Origin of the sequence: Klebsiella sp. CB_Kp196 (assembly GCF_040061575.1) — a bacterium.
In the GTDB taxonomy this organism is placed as follows: domain Bacteria; phylum Pseudomonadota; class Gammaproteobacteria; order Enterobacterales; family Enterobacteriaceae; genus Klebsiella; species Klebsiella michiganensis.
Genome location: NZ_JBEAFH010000081.1, coordinates 74,408 through 91,627, shown reverse-complemented (window position 1 = coordinate 91,627; position 17,220 = coordinate 74,408). Strand labels below are relative to the sequence as shown.

Here is a 17,220-nt window from a genome sequence, read left to right as displayed (position 1 = left end):
GCCCGGCATTTTCACTCTTTTATACTCAGAAATACCGAAAGTATAACTCGCCCGTCTTCTTGTATGGTAGTTGATAAAAGTCAAAGATATCATACCAATTGCATGAGATGGTTTATTTCACCAGCCGGTTCCCACTTACCGTGGGGATCCAGAAATCATAAGTATGAGAGCCACCATGGAACATATGCTATTAACAGCGAACGCCACGCTGCCAGCTTACGATCGCAACCGTCTTATTCCACGCATCGTTCATTTGGGCTTTGGCGCATTTCATCGCGCTCACCAGGCGGTATATGCCGATATTCTGGCGACAGAACACGGCAGCGACTGGGGCTATACCGAAGTGAATCTGATCGGTGGCGAGCAGCAAATCGCCGATCTGCAACAGCAGGATTTACTTTACACCGTCGCCGAAATGTCGGCGGATGCCTGGACCGCCCGCATTGTTGGCGTGGTCAAAGAGGCGATGCATGCCCAGGTCGATGGTCTGGAAAGCGTGCTGGCAAAAATGTGCGAGCCTCAGGTCGCTATTGTGTCATTGACCATTACCGAAAAAGGCTACTGCCACTCGCCGGCCAGCGGTGAACTGCAGTTAGATCACCCGTTGATTGTTGCCGATTTGCAAAACCCTCATCAACCGAAATCCGCGCCGGGCGTGGTGGTAGAAGCGCTGGCACGCCGCAAGGCGGCAGGTCTGCCGGCCTTCAGCGTGATGTCCTGCGACAATATGCCGGAAAACGGTCACGTCATGCGTAATGTCGTCTGCGCCTATGCCCGCGCCGTCGATGCCGAATTAGCCGAGTGGATTGCGCGCAGTGTCACTTTCCCTTCTACCATGGTTGACCGCATCGTACCGGCGGTGACGGCCGAAACGCTGGAGAAAATTGAACAGCTCACCGGCGTTCGCGACCCGGCCGGCGTCGCCTGCGAACCGTTTCGTCAGTGGGTCATTGAAGACAACTTTGTCGCCGGTCGTCCGCAGTGGGAAAAAGCCGGCGCTGAGCTGGTGTCGGACGTGCTGCCCTTTGAAGAGATGAAGCTGCGCATGCTGAACGGCAGCCACTCGTTTCTTGCCTGGCTGGGCTATCTGGCGGGATACCAGCACATTAATGACTGTATGCAGGACGAAAACTACCGTCGCGCCGCGCGTGCGCTGATGCTGGAGGAGCAGGCGCCGACGCTGAACGTGCAGGGTGTGGATCTGGCACGCTATGCCGGTCTGCTGATCGAGCGCTATAGCAACCCGGCGCTGAAGCACCGCACCTGGCAGATAGCGATGGACGGCAGTCAGAAACTGCCGCAGCGGATGCTGGATTCGATTCGCTGGCACCTGGCGCATGGCGGCGACTTTACGCTGTTGGCAATGGGCGTCGCGGCCTGGATGCGCTATGTCAGCGGGGTGGATGACCAGGGGCAGGCGATTGAAATCTCCGATCCTTTACTGCCGGTGATTGCGCAAACCGTACAGAATAGCGCAGACGGCGAAGAACGCGTGCGCGCGCTGCTGGGTATTGAGGCTATTTTCGGTGCCAGCCTGCCCCAGGAGAGCCGTTTCGTGAACGCGGTGGTTCGCGCTTATTTATCCCTGCAGCAGCACGGCGCAAAAGCGACCGTAGCGGCCTGGGCTCAGGCAAACTAATTTATTTCACCCGCGTGCCGCCGGTCCCGGCGGCATTGCCCTCATGCTTTATCCCTGAACGCTTTTCCCGCCAGAAATATATTTCGCGTCAGGCGCAATCTTTGATCCAGATCGTTGAATATACATAACTTTATCTAACAACAGTTAAGTATAAATAACTGATGTTTATTTTAATGAATTAAATATTTATCTGGGTGATTATTCATTCTCCTGGTGAAGTAAATATGGCATGATGAGTTAACTTACTAAGTTTCCTCAGAAAAAAGGAGAACGGACTATGTACAAAAAAATTTTGCTGCCCGTAGACGTTTTTGAAATGGATTTAAGTGACAAAGCGGTTCGCCATGCTGAGTTTTTAGCATCAGCGGATGAAGGGGAGATTACGCTGCTCAACGTTCTGCCGAACAGCAGCAGCTCAATTTTACGCGGTTTTGCGGCCGATATACGTAAGTTTGAGGCCTATATGCGTGAGGAATCTGAGAAAAAGATGAAGACGATATCCCGTCTGTTCTCCATTCCCGCCGAGCGGATTCATTCCAGAGTGGTCTTTGGCAACGTGCGCGATGAAATTCTGGCGGTGAGCGGCAATGAGGATTTTGACGTTATCGTTATTGGTTCCCGCAAGCCGGGTATATCCACTCATCTTCTTGGTTCAAACGCTGAGTCGATTTTACGTCACGCTAAAATACCGGTTCTGGTTGTCAGGTAAGTCAATTTCTCGCGGCAGATAACCTGTTCTGCCGCAACTCGTTTTATTCCTCGCTGAACCAGTCGCTGTTTTCCTGACGAACAAGCAGCACGGACTCGCTAATTTCTTGCAGATGCAGGCGCATGGCTTTTTCAACCGCATCCGGATTGCGGGCGACCAGCGGCTGGAAAATATCATAGTGCTGACGCAGCATCATATCGGGTGGGGTCACATGATCGAGGCTCATATAGCGCACCCGGTCAATGGTGGCTTTAATATTCTCGACGGTATCCCAGGCGAGCTGGCAGTCGGCGATTTGCGAGAGCTTCTGGTGAAATTCGTCATCCAGCTGGAAAAAATCCGTTAACTGCTGCCGCTCCACCGCCGTACGCTGCTGATTGAGATTTTGCTCAAGCTGGTAGAGCTGTTCATCATTCACCATTCCTGCGGCGCGTCGCACCACGGCGCATTCGATGGCCTGGCGGACAAAACAGCCGTTACGCACCTGCGAGAGCGAGATTTTATTCACATAGCTGCCGCGCTGCGGACGGATCTGAATTAAGCCATTTTCAGCCAGTTTGATAAAAGCTTCGCGTACCGGTTGCCGGGAAACGTCAAAGCGCACGGAGACTTCTTTTTCCGAAAGAGGGGTGCCTGGCGGGATCAGACAATGGACGATATCCCGACGCAGGATACGATAAATTTGCTGATTAACGGGCTGTGTCGGATTCAGTTGTGCTTCTGCGGCCATGGATGATTACTTTTATATGAGGTATTTGCGCTATTTTACGCGTTTTTTGTCTTCCAGCCCAGACCCGGCCCGCGGGCCGGGTTACAGAGCTTAGCCCTGGCGGTGCACGTTCAGTCCGGCAAAACTTTGGCTGACCGGCATGATTTCCAGGGTATTAATGTTGACATGTTTTGGCAGGGTTGCGACCCACCAGACCGCTTCGGTGACGTCTTCCGGAGTCAGAGCCTGGGTATTTTCGTAAGCTTTCTCGGCTTTAGCGTCATCACCTTTAAAGCGCACGTTAGAGAATTCGGTGCCGCCGACCAGACCGGGCTCAATATCGGTCACGCGAAGGGCGGTACCGTGAAGGTCGGTACGAAGATTGAGGCTGAACTGACGCACAAACGCTTTGGTCGCGCCGTAGACGTTACCGCCAGCATAAGGCCAGGCGCCGGCGACCGAACCGATATTGATTACGTGGCCGCGATTACGCTCAACCATTCCCGGCAGAACGGCGCGGGTCATATACACCAGCCCTTTGTTATTGGTGTCAATCATGTCTTCCCAGTCTTCAATGTTGGCTTTATGCGCGGGCTCCAGTCCCAGCGCCAGCCCGGCATTATTGACGAGAACATCAATCGCCTGCCAGTCTGCCGGCAGTCCGGCAATCAGCTCTTCAATGGCTGCACGGTTGCGCACGTCCAGCTGGGCGGTATAAAGGTTCTCGCCCAGCTCATCTTTAAGCGTTTTCAGGCGTTCTTCGCGACGCCCGGTGGCAATCACTTTGTGACCGTTAGCGATAAAACGGCGAGTTATGCTTTCACCAAAACCCGCTGTTGCTCCGGTAACCAGGATAATCATCTTACTGTTCCTCAACGATTTTTGTGTCTTCATACCATAGCACGCGATCCCGGCGACGGGTAATGGAAATCACCAGACCTCCCCGCCGAACGCGGCGGTGAACAGAGTAATCATTGCGGTCAATCAATGAGTTGCCTAATCTTACAGAATAATCGTGTTCAGGAGATGAAGATGTCGGAGAACAATCCTTTTTTTAGCGTTAGTCTGCTGCCTTATCAGGCGCCGCGTTTCGATTTGATTGACGTGAGTCATTACCGTCCGGCCTTCGACGAGGGCGTTCGTCGCCAGCGCGCAGAGATTGCCGCTATCGCGAATAACCCGCAGCCGGCTGATTTTGCCAACACGCTGGAAGCCCTGGAACAGAGCGGCCAGCTGCTGGCTCGGGTAACCAACGTCTTCTTCGCTATGGCGGGCGCGGAGACCAATCCGGCCATTCAGGCGCTTGATGAGCAGTTTTCCTCTGAGCTGGCGGAACTGGCGAATGATATCTGGCTCAACGATGCCCTTTTTCAACGCGTGAAGCAGGTGTGGGAGCGGCGAGAGTCGCTCTCCCTTGACGCCGAATCCCGACGTCTGCTGGAGGTGACCTGGCAACGCTTTACCCTTGCGGGAGCCACGCTTGCGGACGATCAAAAAGCGGCGCTTCGCGCGCTGAATACCGAAGCGGCAGCGCTGCAAAGCCAGTTTCAGCAGCGCCTGCTGGCGGCGGTAAAATCTGGTGGTCTGGTGGTGGATTACGCTCATCAGCTCGCAGGGCTTAGCGACGATGAGATAAGCGCAGCGGCAGAAGCCGCGCAGGAGAAGGGATTAGGTGGTCGCTGGCTGCTGCCTTTACTCAATACGACCCAGCAGCCCGCGCTGGTTTCGCTGCAGGACAGGCAGACGCGAGAGAATTTGTTTGCAGCAGGCTGGACGCGAAATCAGAAGGGCGATGCGAATGACACTCGCGAGCTGGTACTGCGGCTAGCGGAGCTCCGCGCGCGCAAAGCGCAGCTGCTGGGCGCTGATGACTTCGCCAGCTGGTCAATGGCCGATCAGATGGCGGGCGATCCGGCAGAGGCGTTTGCCTTTATGCGGCGAATCGCCCCGGCGGCGAAGGCGCGGGCCGAGCAGGAGCTGGCGGATATTCAGCAAGTTATTGATAATGAAGGCGGTGATTTCCGCGCGGCGGCGTGGGACTGGCTCTATTACGCCGAGCAGGTGCGCAGGGCGAAATTTGCCATCGATGAAGCGCAGCTCAAGCCCTATTTTGCCCTCGACCGCGTCCTGCGCGACGGCGTGTTCTGGACGGCGACACAGCTGTTCGGTATTCGCTTTGTCGAGCGATTCGACATTCCGGTTTATCATCCGGACGTGCAGGTATGGGAAATTATCGACGCTAACGGAGAGGGCATTGCGCTGTTCTACGGCGACTACTTCTCGCGGGACAGCAAAAGCGGCGGGGCGTGGATGGGCGTATTTGTTGAACAATCCACCCTGCGTGCTCAGCATCCGGTAATTTATAACGTCTGTAACTACCAGAAACCCAAAGCCGGACATAGCGCGCTGCTTTCCTGGGATGAGGTCATCACCTTATTTCACGAATTTGGGCATACCCTGCACGGCCTGTTTGCCAGCCAGAAGTATGCCAGCCTGTCGGGAACCAATACGCCGCGCGATTTTGTTGAGTTTCCTTCGCAGATTTATGAACATTGGGCCAGCGAGCCGCAGGTCTTTGCCCACTATGCGCGGCATCATCAAACCGGGGAAATCATGCCGGCCGCGCTGCGCGACAGCATGTTCCGCGCGGCGAAGTTTAATAAAGGCTACGACATGAGCGAACTGCTCGCAGCGGCGCTGCTGGATATGCACTGGCATAGCGTGAGGGAGGATAAACTCCCGGACGATGTCGATGCGTTTGAAGCCGCGTCCCTGCGTGCGGAGAATATGGATCTGGCCGCCGTGCCGCCGCGCTATCGCAGCAGCTACTTTTCGCATATTTTCGGCGGCGGTTACGCCGCGGGCTATTACGCCTATCTGTGGACGCAGATGCTGGCGGACGACGGCTACCAGTGGTTTGTTGAGCAGGGCGGTTTAACCCGCGAAAACGGCCAGTGCTTCCGTGAAGCGATTTTGTCTCGCGGCAATAGCACTGATTTAGCAGAACTTTATCGCCAGTGGCGCGGACACGATCCGAGGATTGAGCCGATGCTGGAAAACCGCGGGCTGAGCTAGCCGAGCGTTGTTTAGAGCAGAAGAAGACCGGGCGCAGCGCCCGGTTTTTTGTCTAATTTTTTCTTCCCCAAAATCCCTGCAAAACTTTTCCCCAAAATAGGCATTGTTTTCCCTCTTTCAACGGAAAGGTTGATGCTATTCACTGCGAGTTTGAAGGAAACGCTTAGACTGTTCTCGCCAACCTGATCGCTTGCCACATTTCAAAATTCAGTCGAGAGCGGTTAACTCGAGCAACGACTTTTCTGGTAGCCAGTGCTGGGTTGTACCCAGACTCAACTTCGCGCGCATTGTGCCTGCCTGAACAAATCGATCCAGACGCTACGAAGCGTTTGCGCCATTCGTGCTTTACCTTTGGCTTTATATTCGTTGGTAATGGCCGCAAGCATTATAGAGGTTACTTCTCTTTTTCTATGACAACGCTCCGCGCGACGGCAGTAGAAAACTGATTGAGATGCTAGATTACTTCGAGGTGAAGAACGATTGAGGGGCACTTTATTCTCCAGGGCAGGGACTCAATCCGTAGTGGTAAATGGAGGAAAATGCTCTCTCCATGCTCTACAACACGGTTTAGCGATTTACCTCAGGTGAGATGAGTCAATTTGTCCTCTAAGGTTAGAATAATCATTTCAATATTCATGATTGAATTTCCGATATTCATTTACCACAATATCGTAACGCTTTAATTTATTGTAAAGTGCTCCACGCGAGAGATTAAGCGCGATAGCAACCTGACGCAGGTTACCATGTTTTTCCACCAGACAGCGTTGTATAAGTGTCTTTTCACTATCTTTCAGACAGTAATTATTTGTGCTCCCACCTGGTATACTCAAATCACTATAGGCAGGAAGGTGTAATTCTTCAGGCAGATCTTTGTCCCGGATTTCCTCTACCTCGGTGAGATTTATAGTGCGTTCGACTATGTTCTCCAGTTCTCTAACGTTGCCCGGCCAGTCGTAGCTTTCCATCAATTTCAGGGCGGACTCAGAAAACAACGCAAGATTTCGGCCAAGTGCCCGACAGATTTTTTCGCAGAACCAGTCCGTAAGCTCTTTAATATCTTCTTTTCTAGCTCGCAATGGCGGAATTGGCAGACTGATTACGTTCAGACGAAAGTAGAGGTCACGGCGGAAGGAACCATGTTCAATATCTTTTTTCAGGTCCCGGTTGGTCGCTGCGATAATCCGCACGTTAACTTTCAACGGACGCTTGCCTCCAATGCGCATGACTTCGCCTTCCTGTAAAACTCTCAGCAGGCTAGCCTGCGCTTCAAGCGGCATATCCCCGATTTCATCAAGAAATAACGTCCCGCCATCAGCCAGTTCAAATTTACCTGCGGCACCACCGCGCCTTGAACCAGTAAAGGCTCCATCTTCATAGCCAAACAATTCACTCTGTACCAGATCGCGCGGAATGGCACCGCAGTTAACAGCGAGAAACGGTCCTGCATTACGATGACTGCAATTATGAATAGATTGAGCAAAAAGCTCCTTTCCGGTTCCGCTTTCACCGGTCAGCAGTACGGTACTATCGCTACGTCCGACGCTGCGCGCCTTATTACGCGTATCCTGCATCACACGTGACTGGCCAAGAATCATATCGAAGTTATAGCTGGCGCTGCTGCCAATAACACGGTGAGTCATATCACGCACGCGTCGGTTATCACGCATCGAGATCACGCGGCCACCTTCAGGAGTGGTGACAACAGAGATAACACATGAAATACGTGAATCGGCGACGGGACAGAACGTGATATTACGATCTTTGCAGGCCGGCAGTTCTTTAAGAGAACATCCGTCCGGTCGCAATACTTCATCTGCATCACGAAAACGGACATCTTCCTGAATACCCAACACCTGACGGGCATAACAATTAAGCTGGCGAATCGAACCATGCTCGCTGATGACCAATACACCCTCGTTAAGCAATTCCATTACTGATTCCTGCTCATTCACTAAACGACGCAGAATCAATTGCTGTGATATTGCTTCCGCGGCTGCCTGAACCGTACCCAGCGTGTGATAGTGGAAGCAGCCGGGATTAGCCGTAAGTGTTAGTACTCCCAGCATCACACCGTTTTCATCTCGTATCGGGGCTGCCGCGCAGTGTTTACCTCGTATGCGCAGCGCTTCTTTGTAGTTCTCCGCGCTCAATAAATAAACGAGCTTGTTTTCCTTCAGGCAGCGCCCGGTACAGTTTGTTCCCTGTACGGCCTCGCAAAGAATGCTACCGATTGGCGTCAAATCCTGACCACAAAAATGCACGATCACGCCATTGGCATCCGTCAAGTTGATATGCCCGTCAGGGTTATAGGCCAGCAGGTTGCGCATGATATCGCGCGCGATGGAGATCAGCAGTGAATTACGCGCCATTATTCTGCGCAGCTCACTCTGTTCGCAAAACTGATACTCGAAGCGATAAGCATCAATACCATCGGCGTGGCTACGTAGCCATGACGCATGAATAGCAGATCGCAAGCCTTTGGGCATTTGCCCCTGCTCAAATGCTTTCCAGGCCAGGCTTGGTTCATCAGTGTATTGGGCAAAACCGGGCTCGTAGTTGAGCCTCGCAATCAGCTCCCATTCTTCATCCCAGGCACCATCATAACTATGACTCATACGTTTCATTCCATTCTATTTTGGAAATGTCCATTCTATGTACATGTTGTGATGATATGTCTTTTTTATAAACACTTTGTGATCATTGTCTTTTTTTATTTCCTTATAAAACATAGAAATGTGATTTGGCACGACTGTTGCTATTTAAAAGATGTCTTCCCTACAAAGACAAAAACTAAAAAATCCAACGTGGAGAAATAATGAAATGTCTACACGAAAGCACAATGTGCCTTATCTCATATTCATATGTGCCATCGCATCCATTAGCGGGATCGTCCTTGGTTACGATGCCTCCGTTATCTCAGGCGTCATCGATCCGCTTACCGAACATCTGTCGCTCACACCAGCACAAAGTGGTTGGGCAGTTTCTAACGTTATTCTGGGATGTATTGTGGGAGCCTGGGGTGTCGGGCGCTTTACCGATCGTTTTGGCCGTAAAGCAACTCTGATCATCACGGCCATTCTTTTCGCCATTTCCGCTATCGGATCGGCACTAGCTAATGATCTCACCTGGTTTGTTGTCTACCGTATGATTGGCGGACTGGCCGTGGGCATGGCGTCTGCTGTTACTCCACTCTATATCGCGGAAGTATCCCCAAAAGACCTTCGTGGGCGGATGCTGGGCATGCAGCAGATGCTGATGGTTGGTGGCCAATTAGTGGTTTATATCGTGAATTACTTGATCGCCAGAGGCATGGCACATGAGTGGGTAGTATCTATGGGCTGGCGTTGGATGCTGGCATCTGCACTTATCCCCTGCGTGCTATTCCTTGTGATGGCTTTCTTCATGCCGGAATCACCGCGCTGGTATGCGATGCGCAGCCAGAAAGAAAAGTCACTCAAGGTACTGACCTCTCTGTCTAACCCGGGACATGCCGAGCGCTTATATGCTGAAATTCGTACCTCCATCGCCATCGATTCTGCTTTGCTGAGTACACCAACGCCACGTGGCATTCTGAGGGATAAAAAATCGTGTTACATCCTGTGGATAGGTTGCGCTATCGCCGTATTACAGCAGGTTTCCGGCATTAATATCCTGATGTATTTTGCGCCTTCACTTCTGCAAAACGTTACCGGAAACACTCAGGATTCTCTGTTCCAGAGTATTTTCCTCGGCCTCGCACTATTGGCTGGAGTGAGTATTGCATTGGTTGCCTTTGATCGCGTTGGACGAATCCCGTTGCTGCGCTGGGGGGCATTAGGCTGTGCCGCCTTCCTGTTATTCACCTCATGGGCCTTCATGAATGAAGCGAAAGGTTATCTGCCGGTCGTCGGCTTAGTCGGATTTATCTTTGTATTTGGTATGTCCTGGAGCCTCGGAGCCTGGCTGCTGATTTCTGAGATCTTCCCGAACCGCATCCGGGCTGTTGCCATGGGTTATGCATTTTGCTCCCTGTGGGTTTCGAACTTCATCGTTACTCAGAGCTTCCCGATGATGAATCGTAATCCTGTATTGATGGAGCACTTCCATGGCGCTTTCCCCCTGCTGCTATGCAGTGGATTCAGCATTATCGCTTTCTGGTTTGTTGGACGTTTCTTACCAGAAACCAAGGGCGTTTCGCTGGAGAATATTGAACCGCTAATGCTTTCAAAATCCCGTCGTTTTGGCCGTGGGCAGCAGATGCCCGTCACCCCAGAATCTGTTTCGCAAAAATGATTAATCAATACCCTACATCTTAGGAGAATTTTATGTCAGTAAAAAACATTGTTCGTGTTGGTCTTATTGGTGCAGGTCGTATGGGCACCTTTCACGGTGAGACCGTTGCTCAGCGCATACCGGGGGCAATGCTGATTGCTGTTGCCGATCCGGTTCCGGGCGCAGCCGAGAAGCTGGCCGCAAGACTAGGGGCGAAAAAATCTTATACCGAACCACAGGCTCTGCTGAACGATCCTGAAATCGATGCTGTTGTGATCGCATCTCCGGCGCGTACTCACGCTGAACTGGTCGTCGCCGCAGCCAAAGCCGGTAAGGGCATTTTTTGTGAGAAGCCAATGGCGGTCACTCTGGAAGATGCAGATAAAGCCATTGATGCGGCTAAAAAAGCCGGGGTTGCTCTACAGGTCGGCTTCAACCGCCGATTCGTGAGCGGTTTTGCTGCCGCGTACGAGGAGATCAATGCAGGTAAAATTGGCGTACCGCAACTGTTACGTTCCACAACTCGTGACCCTGGTTTGGGCGATCCAACACCGATCCCGCACTGGACTATTTTTCTTGAAACACTGATCCACGATTTTGACATCCTGCTGCACCTGAATCCAGGCGCGAAACCCACCCGCGTTTATGCGGTTGCTGATGCATTAGTGCGCCCCGATTTTAAAGATCGTGGCCTGCTGGACACCGCGGTTGTAAATATTTGTTTCGACAATGGTGCATTCGCCACTGCTGAAGCTAACTTCCAGGCAGTGTACGGCTATGACGTTCGCGGTGAGGTCTTCGGTAGTAAAGGTATGCTGCAGGCAGGAAATATCAATGTGAATAACTGTGTGCGTTACACCGCTGAGGGTATCTCTATTGACACCGCGCGTCGTGATACCGATCTGCTGCATGATGCCTATGTTGCAGAAGTGACCGATTTCGTACATTGCGTTGCAACGGGCACCACGCCGAAAGCGACCGGTGAAGATGCGCGTAATGCGCTGGAAGTCGCTCTGGCATGTATCGCATCTGTTCAACAGTCTCAGCCGATTAAGCTCTAAGGATAAAAGTATGTCTACTTACTCACTTTCTGTCTGCGCTGAAATGGTATTCCTTGATTTGCCATTCATTGAGCGCGTTGAACGCATTCACGGCATGGGCTTCGGCGTAGAAATTTGGGACTGGACCCAAAAAGATATTGATGCGCTGGCGAAAACCGGTGCCCGATTTACCTCAATGACGGGCTATATCTCGGGCAACCTGACCGATGATGAAGAAATTGATCACCTGCTTTCCAGCGCCAGTCAGTCACTTGAAGCCGCTCGCCGTCTCGGCTGCCCGTCTCTTAACTTGCACGGCACAGGGCTGAACAATGTTGGTCTGCCGGTGAAGCCTGTTGAAATTGTGACAGGTGACATGTGGCTGAAAGCTAAGAAGACGTTGGATGCCCTTGCGGCTATGGGGGAGACGGCGGGCAAGGTATTCACTCTGGAAAATCTGAACACCGCCGTTGATCATCCGGGAACACCTTTCGCTAAAGCAGAGGAAACCATGGCCCTGGTGAGCGCGGTGAACAGTCCATACCTGAAAATGAACCTGGATATTTATCATGCGCAGATCGGTGAAGGCAACCTGGTCGAGCTTATCCGCAAATGTGAGAAACATATCGGGGAAATTCAGGTTGCTGATGTTCCGGGCCGTAAAGAACCGGGTACCGGTGAGATCAACTATAAGGCGGTAGCCCGCGCATTGAAAGGGATTAACTATCATGGCGTGGTCGCGATGGAAGGTTGGGCATCGGGTGATTCTGTTGTCGCGCTTAAAGCTTTCCGCGAAGCGTTTACGCTATAAGCGTTAACATCCTTAGGGGCTCATTTTGCATCGCTTCTAAGCTGGTCGGGAAGCGATGCATTTATTGTGAAGGATAGAACGATGAGCGTATCAACACGTATTCATGTTGGCGTTAGTCCGCTCTCATGGACTAATGATGTACTGGAAGATCTCGGTGGCGATATTCCACTGGAAACCTGTCTGGCAGAAGCGGCGGAGGCAGGCTATGAAGGAATTGAACTTGGCCGAAAATTTCCACGAACCATCGACACACTTGAGCCGGTGCTGATTCAGGCAAAGCTTAAGCTTGTGTCCGGTTGGTATAATGGCCTGATGGCTGAACGAAGTTTTGAGGATGAGTTAGCAGCGGTGCACGATCATGCCATGTTGTTAAAATCCCTGGGGGCAAAAGTCATGGTATATGGTGAGTGCGGCGCGATGCCCGGACTCACGCCACTCGATGAGCCCCTGTCGAAATCTCCTACCTTAGGAGAGATTGATCTGCCCCAATACGCTGAAAAAGTGAATAATTTGGCCGTGTCTTTACTAAAGAACTACGGTTTACGTCTGGCTTATCATCACCATCTGATGATGATTGTTGAAACCGACAATGAATTGAAAGCCTTCCTGAAAGCGACCAATGACTTAGTCGGCATCGTCCTGGACTGTGGTCATGCAACCGTGGCAGGCGTAGATATCGAATGGGTGCTTGAAAATTATGGCAACCGCGTGGCGCATGTCCATCTGAAAGATGTGCGCGGTGAAGTACTCAATAACGTCATTAACAATAACCTGAGCTTCAATGATGCAGTAAGAGCAGGTCTGTTTACTGTGCCGGGCGAGGGGATAGTTAATTATGCTCCGGTTATTCATTTCCTTAAAAACTCAACCTACGAAGGCTGGATTATCATTGAAGCCGAACAGGATCCAGAAAAAGCACCACCTCTGGAGACAGTAAAAAAAGCGCGCGCATGGGTTAAAAACGAGGTGGGGATTTAGCATTTGAACAGGTTTGCTGTAGGTTTTTGGCGCTCGTTGAGCGCCTTTTTTGACCTTTGTCCACACCCACCCGCATTTCTTTGTGTTGAACCGCCTAGCTTGTAATAACGATCCCACTGGCCCGAAGGCTGCGACGGCTTAAATTAATTGATTCCAGAAGACGCTTACGGCTTTCGCTCAGATGTCGGGAAAGTAATACTGCCGCTTTATCTGTTTCTTGATCCCTGAGGGCGCTAACAATCTCTACGTGCTCTTTCCAGGCTGGATTAGTGGGCTCTTTATCTAACCAGCGCGCGCGGGATAATCGTCTAAGAGAATCCTCAATCCCTTCTATGATAAAGGTATTACCACAGAAACCTGCCAATTGTAGGTGAAACTGACTTCCGGGGTCATTAAGATCTTTTTCCAAATCATCTTGATCGCAATCCACGAACAGTGCTTCCAGACTGTCCAGTTGCTCTTTGGATATCAGGTTGGCCGCCAGGCGTACGGCAGCTACTTCAAGCACTTCACGGTAAATACACAATTGCTCTACCTCTTTAATATCGATGGGTGCCACCATCCAACGCAATCCATCCCGGCAGACAAGTCCCTCTGATTCTAATTTTTGTAATGCGGCACGAACCGGGGTTCGCGACGCGTTAAAACTAGCCTCTGCCCATCGTTCAGTCAGTCTTTCCCCTGGTCCTAAATCCATTCTGAGGATCATTTTTCTTAGCTGGTTTTCGACCTCTGATGCTTGACTCATGGTGGCAATATTCTCCTGAAAATTGACAGTAAATGGGGAAGTTTGTATGGTATACCAAATTGGTATACCAAGAAAGGTTTTCATATGACACAATCATACAACAGTTACTGGCAACGTAATCTGCTGGTTTGTTTTATCGGTTCCTTCTCAACCGTCTTTGCAATGACCCTGATGCTCCCGTTCCTACCCTTATATGTTGAAGAGCTCGGAGTTCACGGACACTCAGCGGTAGTTCAATGGTCTGGCGTGGCATTCAGCGCAACATTTATTACTGCCGGATTGATCGCCCCGGTCTGGGGGAAACTAGGGGACAGGTATGGACGCAAATCTATGCTTGTAAGAGCCAGCCTTGGTATGGCAATTACTGTTTCACTTATGGGCCTGGTGACAAATATCTGGCAACTTGTCGGTTTGAGATTATTAGTTGGCCTGGCGGGAGGGTATTCATCCGGCGCAACCATTCTTATCGCGGTCCAGGCACCCAGAGAACGTGCCGCATGGGCGCTTGGGATAGTTTCATCCGGTGTAATGGCAGGCAACCTTGTTGGCCCACTTGCCGGAGGTTGGCTGCCTGGTCTGATCGGTATACGGTCCACTTTTTTTTGCGCAGGCGCGCTAATATTACTGGCTTTTATCATGACCCTCACTCTCATCCGGGAAGAGGTGCAACCGAACACTGATGCCGCGGCGAAAACGCGAGTGAGTTGGTCTCAGTTGCATCACCGTTCTGTGATTATCTGTATGCTTTGCACCGGCTTGTTGCTAATGCTAGCAAATATGTCGATAGAGCCCATTATTACAGTCTATGTTCGTACCCTCGTAAGTGACTCTTCTCAGATTACAAAAGTTGCAGGATATGTAATGGCTGCTGCTGCCCTTGGCAGCATTATTTCCGCCACTTGGCTCGGAAAGGTGGCAGACAGGATAGGACACGTACGCATTATCACTATAGCGCTGGCTGGGGCGGGTTTGCTGCTGATCCCTCAGGCATTTGTCACCTCCGGCTGGCAGCTAATTGCATTGCGCTTTCTTATGGGGCTTGCTCTGGGGGGATTACTACCCTGTATTGCGGCTGTGATACGCCATCACGTACCAGAAGGAATGGTTGGCAGCATCCTGGGGTATTCAGTAGCAGCTCAGTTCGCGGGTCAGTTCATGGGACCGTTAATTGGCGGGGTGGTTGGAGGCCATATAGGAATGCGCGCTGTATTTCTGGCAACCAGTATTATCCTGTTGCTGGGCGCGTTCTGGAACTTCAAACTCTATCGCAAGTCAGTTACACCCTGAAAAACAGCATTCGCATTCACCTGTAAATTTTGGAGATTTTACGATGACTCAGCTCAACAATACCGAAAAAAATAGTGCTCTGTTAGTGATGGACTTTCAGAAGATAATCATTAATAACTTTTTGCAACAAGAAAGCGCCAGAACCGTCATCCGTAACACAGCATCACTCATTTCTACTGCACGCGCAGCAGGCGTACCAGTTATCTATGTCAGTGTTGGATTCCGCAATGGCTATCCTGAGGTTAGCCAGAACAACACAATATTCTCGTCGATTAAAAACAATGGAATTTTTATTAACGATAGTGAAGAAACGGCCATTCATGAAGGTGTCGCACCTGCTGAAAATGAGGTCGTTATTGTTAAACGCAGAGTAGGGGCTTTCTCGTTTACCGAGCTCGATATGGTTCTTCGAGCGCAGGGCATAGAAAATTTGATCATTACTGGGGTAACTACTAGTGGCGTGGTACTTTCTACGGTCGGGCAAGCTTTTGACCTGGATTACCGTCTGGTAGTTGCGAGTGATTGCTGCGCTGACTCTGACCATGATAAGCATTTATTTTTAGTCGAAAAAATCTTACCTCAACACGCTATTGTTACCTGTTCATCTGAAATATCAGCTAATTGGGCGTAAATACACTGGGTTTCCAACGCCAGAACATTTTCTCTGTTACGATAGTTCCAAGGCCTGGCATCTTAGATCGCCAGGTCTAAGGGATAATGACAAATTCAGCCGATGACTGATAATTACTGGTTGTTAAGTAACATCAGGGCTGAAAGAGGTTATGTGTTACTATAATGAAAATGGGGTATTGAGGGTTTAGGGATTATAAATTTATGAGATTTTATGGCATCGATTATCTACAAATGCAGTCTAGTATCAATGATTATTTAAAATACATAGTTATATTTAGTACGTTATTTATCCTGATCGTTGTTTTTAGCCTGTATATGCGCCATCGTTTGCAAACTAAATACCGTGACTTAACGATCATCGCCTTCTTATTTTTACTCTTCATTTCTGGTGTTCAGTATGCAGATTATACCGATAGCCAAAATATACACTCCAAGTCATCACAAATGGTCAACTTTATTAGGTTATTATCACAGGAAAAAGGAGTGAGTGTCAATTCTATATTCTCCAGTTCAGCACAACTTTCGGATGGAATTATCGTCAAAATTAATGATTTCTATTATCGTGTTAACTTAAGTCCGGATCAAAAAACATACAGCTTAATAGAGGTTTCGTTAGTAACTCCAGACATAGAAATCATCAAGACTGAGGAGTGGAAATGATAATTTATACGCCTATCATAATAAAGTTGGGACTGGGAATACTGTGCTTAATTGTTCAGATAAATCTCATGGGGAAGGGTAATCTGGCACCTTCATCCGCAATGGATCAGGTTCAGAACTATGTGCTGGGGGGAATTATTGGTGGCGTGATTTACAATGAATCGATAACAGTATTGCAATTTGTTCTGGTATTAATTATATGGACTTTTCTCGTTTTTGTTCTTAAGTTTTTAAAAGAAAATAATAGGTTAGTAAAAAGAATTCTTGATGGGAAGCCTATAACGTTGGTGCATAATGGAAGTGTTAATGTTAAGGAATGTTTACGCAATGGTGTTTCTGCGAATGATTTGATGTTCAAATTAAGATCAAGTGGCATTTATGAAATAGAACAGCTTAAACGCGTGGTTCTCGAACAAAATGGTCAGTTAACAATTATACAAAATGGTGATGAAAATATACGTTATCCAATTATAGTGGATGGTTTGGCCAACCATGATCTGCTCGAAATTCTTAACAAGAATAGTGACTGGTTAGAAAGTGAAGTTATAAAGCAAGGCTTCAATAAAATTAGTGAAGTATATTTAGGTGAATATTTATCAGGTAGAATCAATTTATACGGATATGAAAAATGATACCCAAAACCAACTCCTTGTTATCAGCATTCAACTGATGGTATCCAT

Annotated in this window: 16 protein-coding genes; 11 read left to right on the top strand and 5 right to left on the bottom strand. The window is 49.9% G+C overall.

Annotated elements, in window-relative coordinates; translation table 11 throughout:
* Nucleotides 1–175: 175 nt before the first annotated feature.
* Nucleotides 176–1,639 carry a mannitol dehydrogenase family protein gene (locus ABLU87_RS26995; RefSeq protein WP_004851251.1) on the top strand — a complete coding sequence of 488 codons (1,464 nt, stop codon included), beginning with the start codon at nt 176–178 and terminating at the stop codon, nt 1,637–1,639.
* A gap of 277 nt (nt 1,640–1,916) precedes the next feature.
* Nucleotides 1,917–2,348 carry a universal stress protein gene (locus tag ABLU87_RS26990; RefSeq protein WP_025105778.1) on the top strand — a complete coding sequence of 144 codons (432 nt, stop codon included), beginning with the start codon at nt 1,917–1,919 and terminating at the stop codon, nt 2,346–2,348.
* Between the two features lie 43 nt (nt 2,349–2,391).
* Here the strand turns inward: ABLU87_RS26990 and ABLU87_RS26985 are convergent, their stop codons facing one another.
* On the bottom strand, nt 2,392–3,078 hold the full coding sequence (locus ABLU87_RS26985; protein WP_004851246.1) for a GntR family transcriptional regulator: 687 nt from the start codon (nt 3,076–3,078) through the stop codon (nt 2,392–2,394).
* Nucleotides 3,079–3,168: 90 nt separating this feature from the next.
* Nucleotides 3,169–3,918 (bottom strand): bifunctional NADP-dependent 3-hydroxy acid dehydrogenase/3-hydroxypropionate dehydrogenase YdfG, encoded by a 750-nt coding sequence (ydfG, locus tag ABLU87_RS26980; protein WP_004851244.1) that lies wholly within the window; start codon nt 3,916–3,918, stop codon nt 3,169–3,171.
* Between the two features lie 171 nt (nt 3,919–4,089).
* Here ydfG and dcp point away from each other — a divergent pair, with 171 nt between their 5' ends.
* Nucleotides 4,090–6,132, top strand: coding sequence for a peptidyl-dipeptidase Dcp (dcp, locus tag ABLU87_RS26975; protein WP_122116996.1), 2,043 nt, complete (start codon nt 4,090–4,092; stop codon nt 6,130–6,132).
* A gap of 11 nt (nt 6,133–6,143) precedes the next feature.
* Here the strand turns inward: dcp and ABLU87_RS26970 are convergent, their stop codons facing one another.
* Together ABLU87_RS26970 and ABLU87_RS26965 are read right to left on the bottom strand one after the other, a co-directional pair.
* Nucleotides 6,144–6,329 (bottom strand): hypothetical protein, encoded by a 186-nt coding sequence (locus tag ABLU87_RS26970; RefSeq protein ID WP_048263353.1) that lies wholly within the window; start codon nt 6,327–6,329, stop codon nt 6,144–6,146.
* 429 nt (nt 6,330–6,758) lie between these two features.
* Nucleotides 6,759–8,747 carry a sigma 54-interacting transcriptional regulator gene (locus ABLU87_RS26965; RefSeq protein ID WP_048263356.1) on the bottom strand — a complete coding sequence of 663 codons (1,989 nt, stop codon included), beginning with the start codon at nt 8,745–8,747 and terminating at the stop codon, nt 6,759–6,761.
* A 205-nt stretch (nt 8,748–8,952) separates the two neighbouring features.
* Between ABLU87_RS26965 and ABLU87_RS26960 the strand changes: the two genes are divergently transcribed.
* The 4 genes from ABLU87_RS26960 to iolE all read left to right on the top strand — a co-directional run bounded on the left by ABLU87_RS26960 (nt 8,953) and on the right by iolE (nt 13,212).
* Complete coding sequence (locus ABLU87_RS26960) at nt 8,953–10,404, top strand: sugar porter family MFS transporter (protein WP_122117934.1); 1,452 nt, start codon at nt 8,953–8,955, stop codon at nt 10,402–10,404.
* A 32-nt stretch (nt 10,405–10,436) separates the two neighbouring features.
* A complete protein-coding gene (locus tag ABLU87_RS26955; protein WP_048263361.1) occupies nt 10,437–11,444 on the top strand; it encodes a Gfo/Idh/MocA family oxidoreductase in 1,008 nt (335 codons plus the stop codon).
* A 10-nt stretch (nt 11,445–11,454) separates the two neighbouring features.
* On the top strand, nt 11,455–12,234 hold the full coding sequence (locus ABLU87_RS26950) for a TIM barrel protein (RefSeq protein WP_122117933.1): 780 nt from the start codon (nt 11,455–11,457) through the stop codon (nt 12,232–12,234).
* An 81-nt stretch (nt 12,235–12,315) separates the two neighbouring features.
* On the top strand, nt 12,316–13,212 hold the full coding sequence (gene iolE, locus ABLU87_RS26945) for a myo-inosose-2 dehydratase (protein ID WP_122117932.1): 897 nt from the start codon (nt 12,316–12,318) through the stop codon (nt 13,210–13,212).
* 94 nt (nt 13,213–13,306) lie between these two features.
* Here the strand turns inward: iolE and ABLU87_RS26940 are convergent, their stop codons facing one another.
* Nucleotides 13,307–13,960: a GntR family transcriptional regulator gene (locus ABLU87_RS26940; RefSeq protein ID WP_122117931.1), complete on the bottom strand. Its 654-nt coding sequence runs from the start codon at nt 13,958–13,960 to the stop codon at nt 13,307–13,309.
* An 84-nt stretch (nt 13,961–14,044) separates the two neighbouring features.
* On the opposite strand from ABLU87_RS26940, the gene ABLU87_RS26935 reads away from it, so the two are divergent.
* The 4 genes from ABLU87_RS26935 to ABLU87_RS26920 all read left to right on the top strand — a co-directional run bounded on the left by ABLU87_RS26935 (nt 14,045) and on the right by ABLU87_RS26920 (nt 17,172).
* Nucleotides 14,045–15,247 (top strand): MFS transporter, encoded by a 1,203-nt coding sequence (locus tag ABLU87_RS26935; protein WP_109240419.1) that lies wholly within the window; start codon nt 14,045–14,047, stop codon nt 15,245–15,247.
* Between the two features lie 43 nt (nt 15,248–15,290).
* Nucleotides 15,291–15,878 carry an isochorismatase family cysteine hydrolase gene (locus ABLU87_RS26930; RefSeq protein WP_109240418.1) on the top strand — a complete coding sequence of 196 codons (588 nt, stop codon included), beginning with the start codon at nt 15,291–15,293 and terminating at the stop codon, nt 15,876–15,878.
* A gap of 203 nt (nt 15,879–16,081) precedes the next feature.
* The gene (locus ABLU87_RS26925) at nt 16,082–16,540 is read left to right on the top strand and encodes a DUF3290 domain-containing protein (RefSeq protein WP_109240417.1); all 459 of its coding nucleotides are present in this window, start codon (nt 16,082–16,084) and stop codon (nt 16,538–16,540) included.
* Nucleotides 16,537–17,172, top strand: a complete 636-nt coding sequence (locus ABLU87_RS26920) for a DUF421 domain-containing protein (protein ID WP_109240416.1) — start codon at nt 16,537–16,539, stop codon at nt 17,170–17,172. The genes ABLU87_RS26925 and ABLU87_RS26920 overlap by 4 nt, the downstream gene beginning before the upstream one ends.
* Nucleotides 17,173–17,220: the final 48 nt, after the last annotated feature.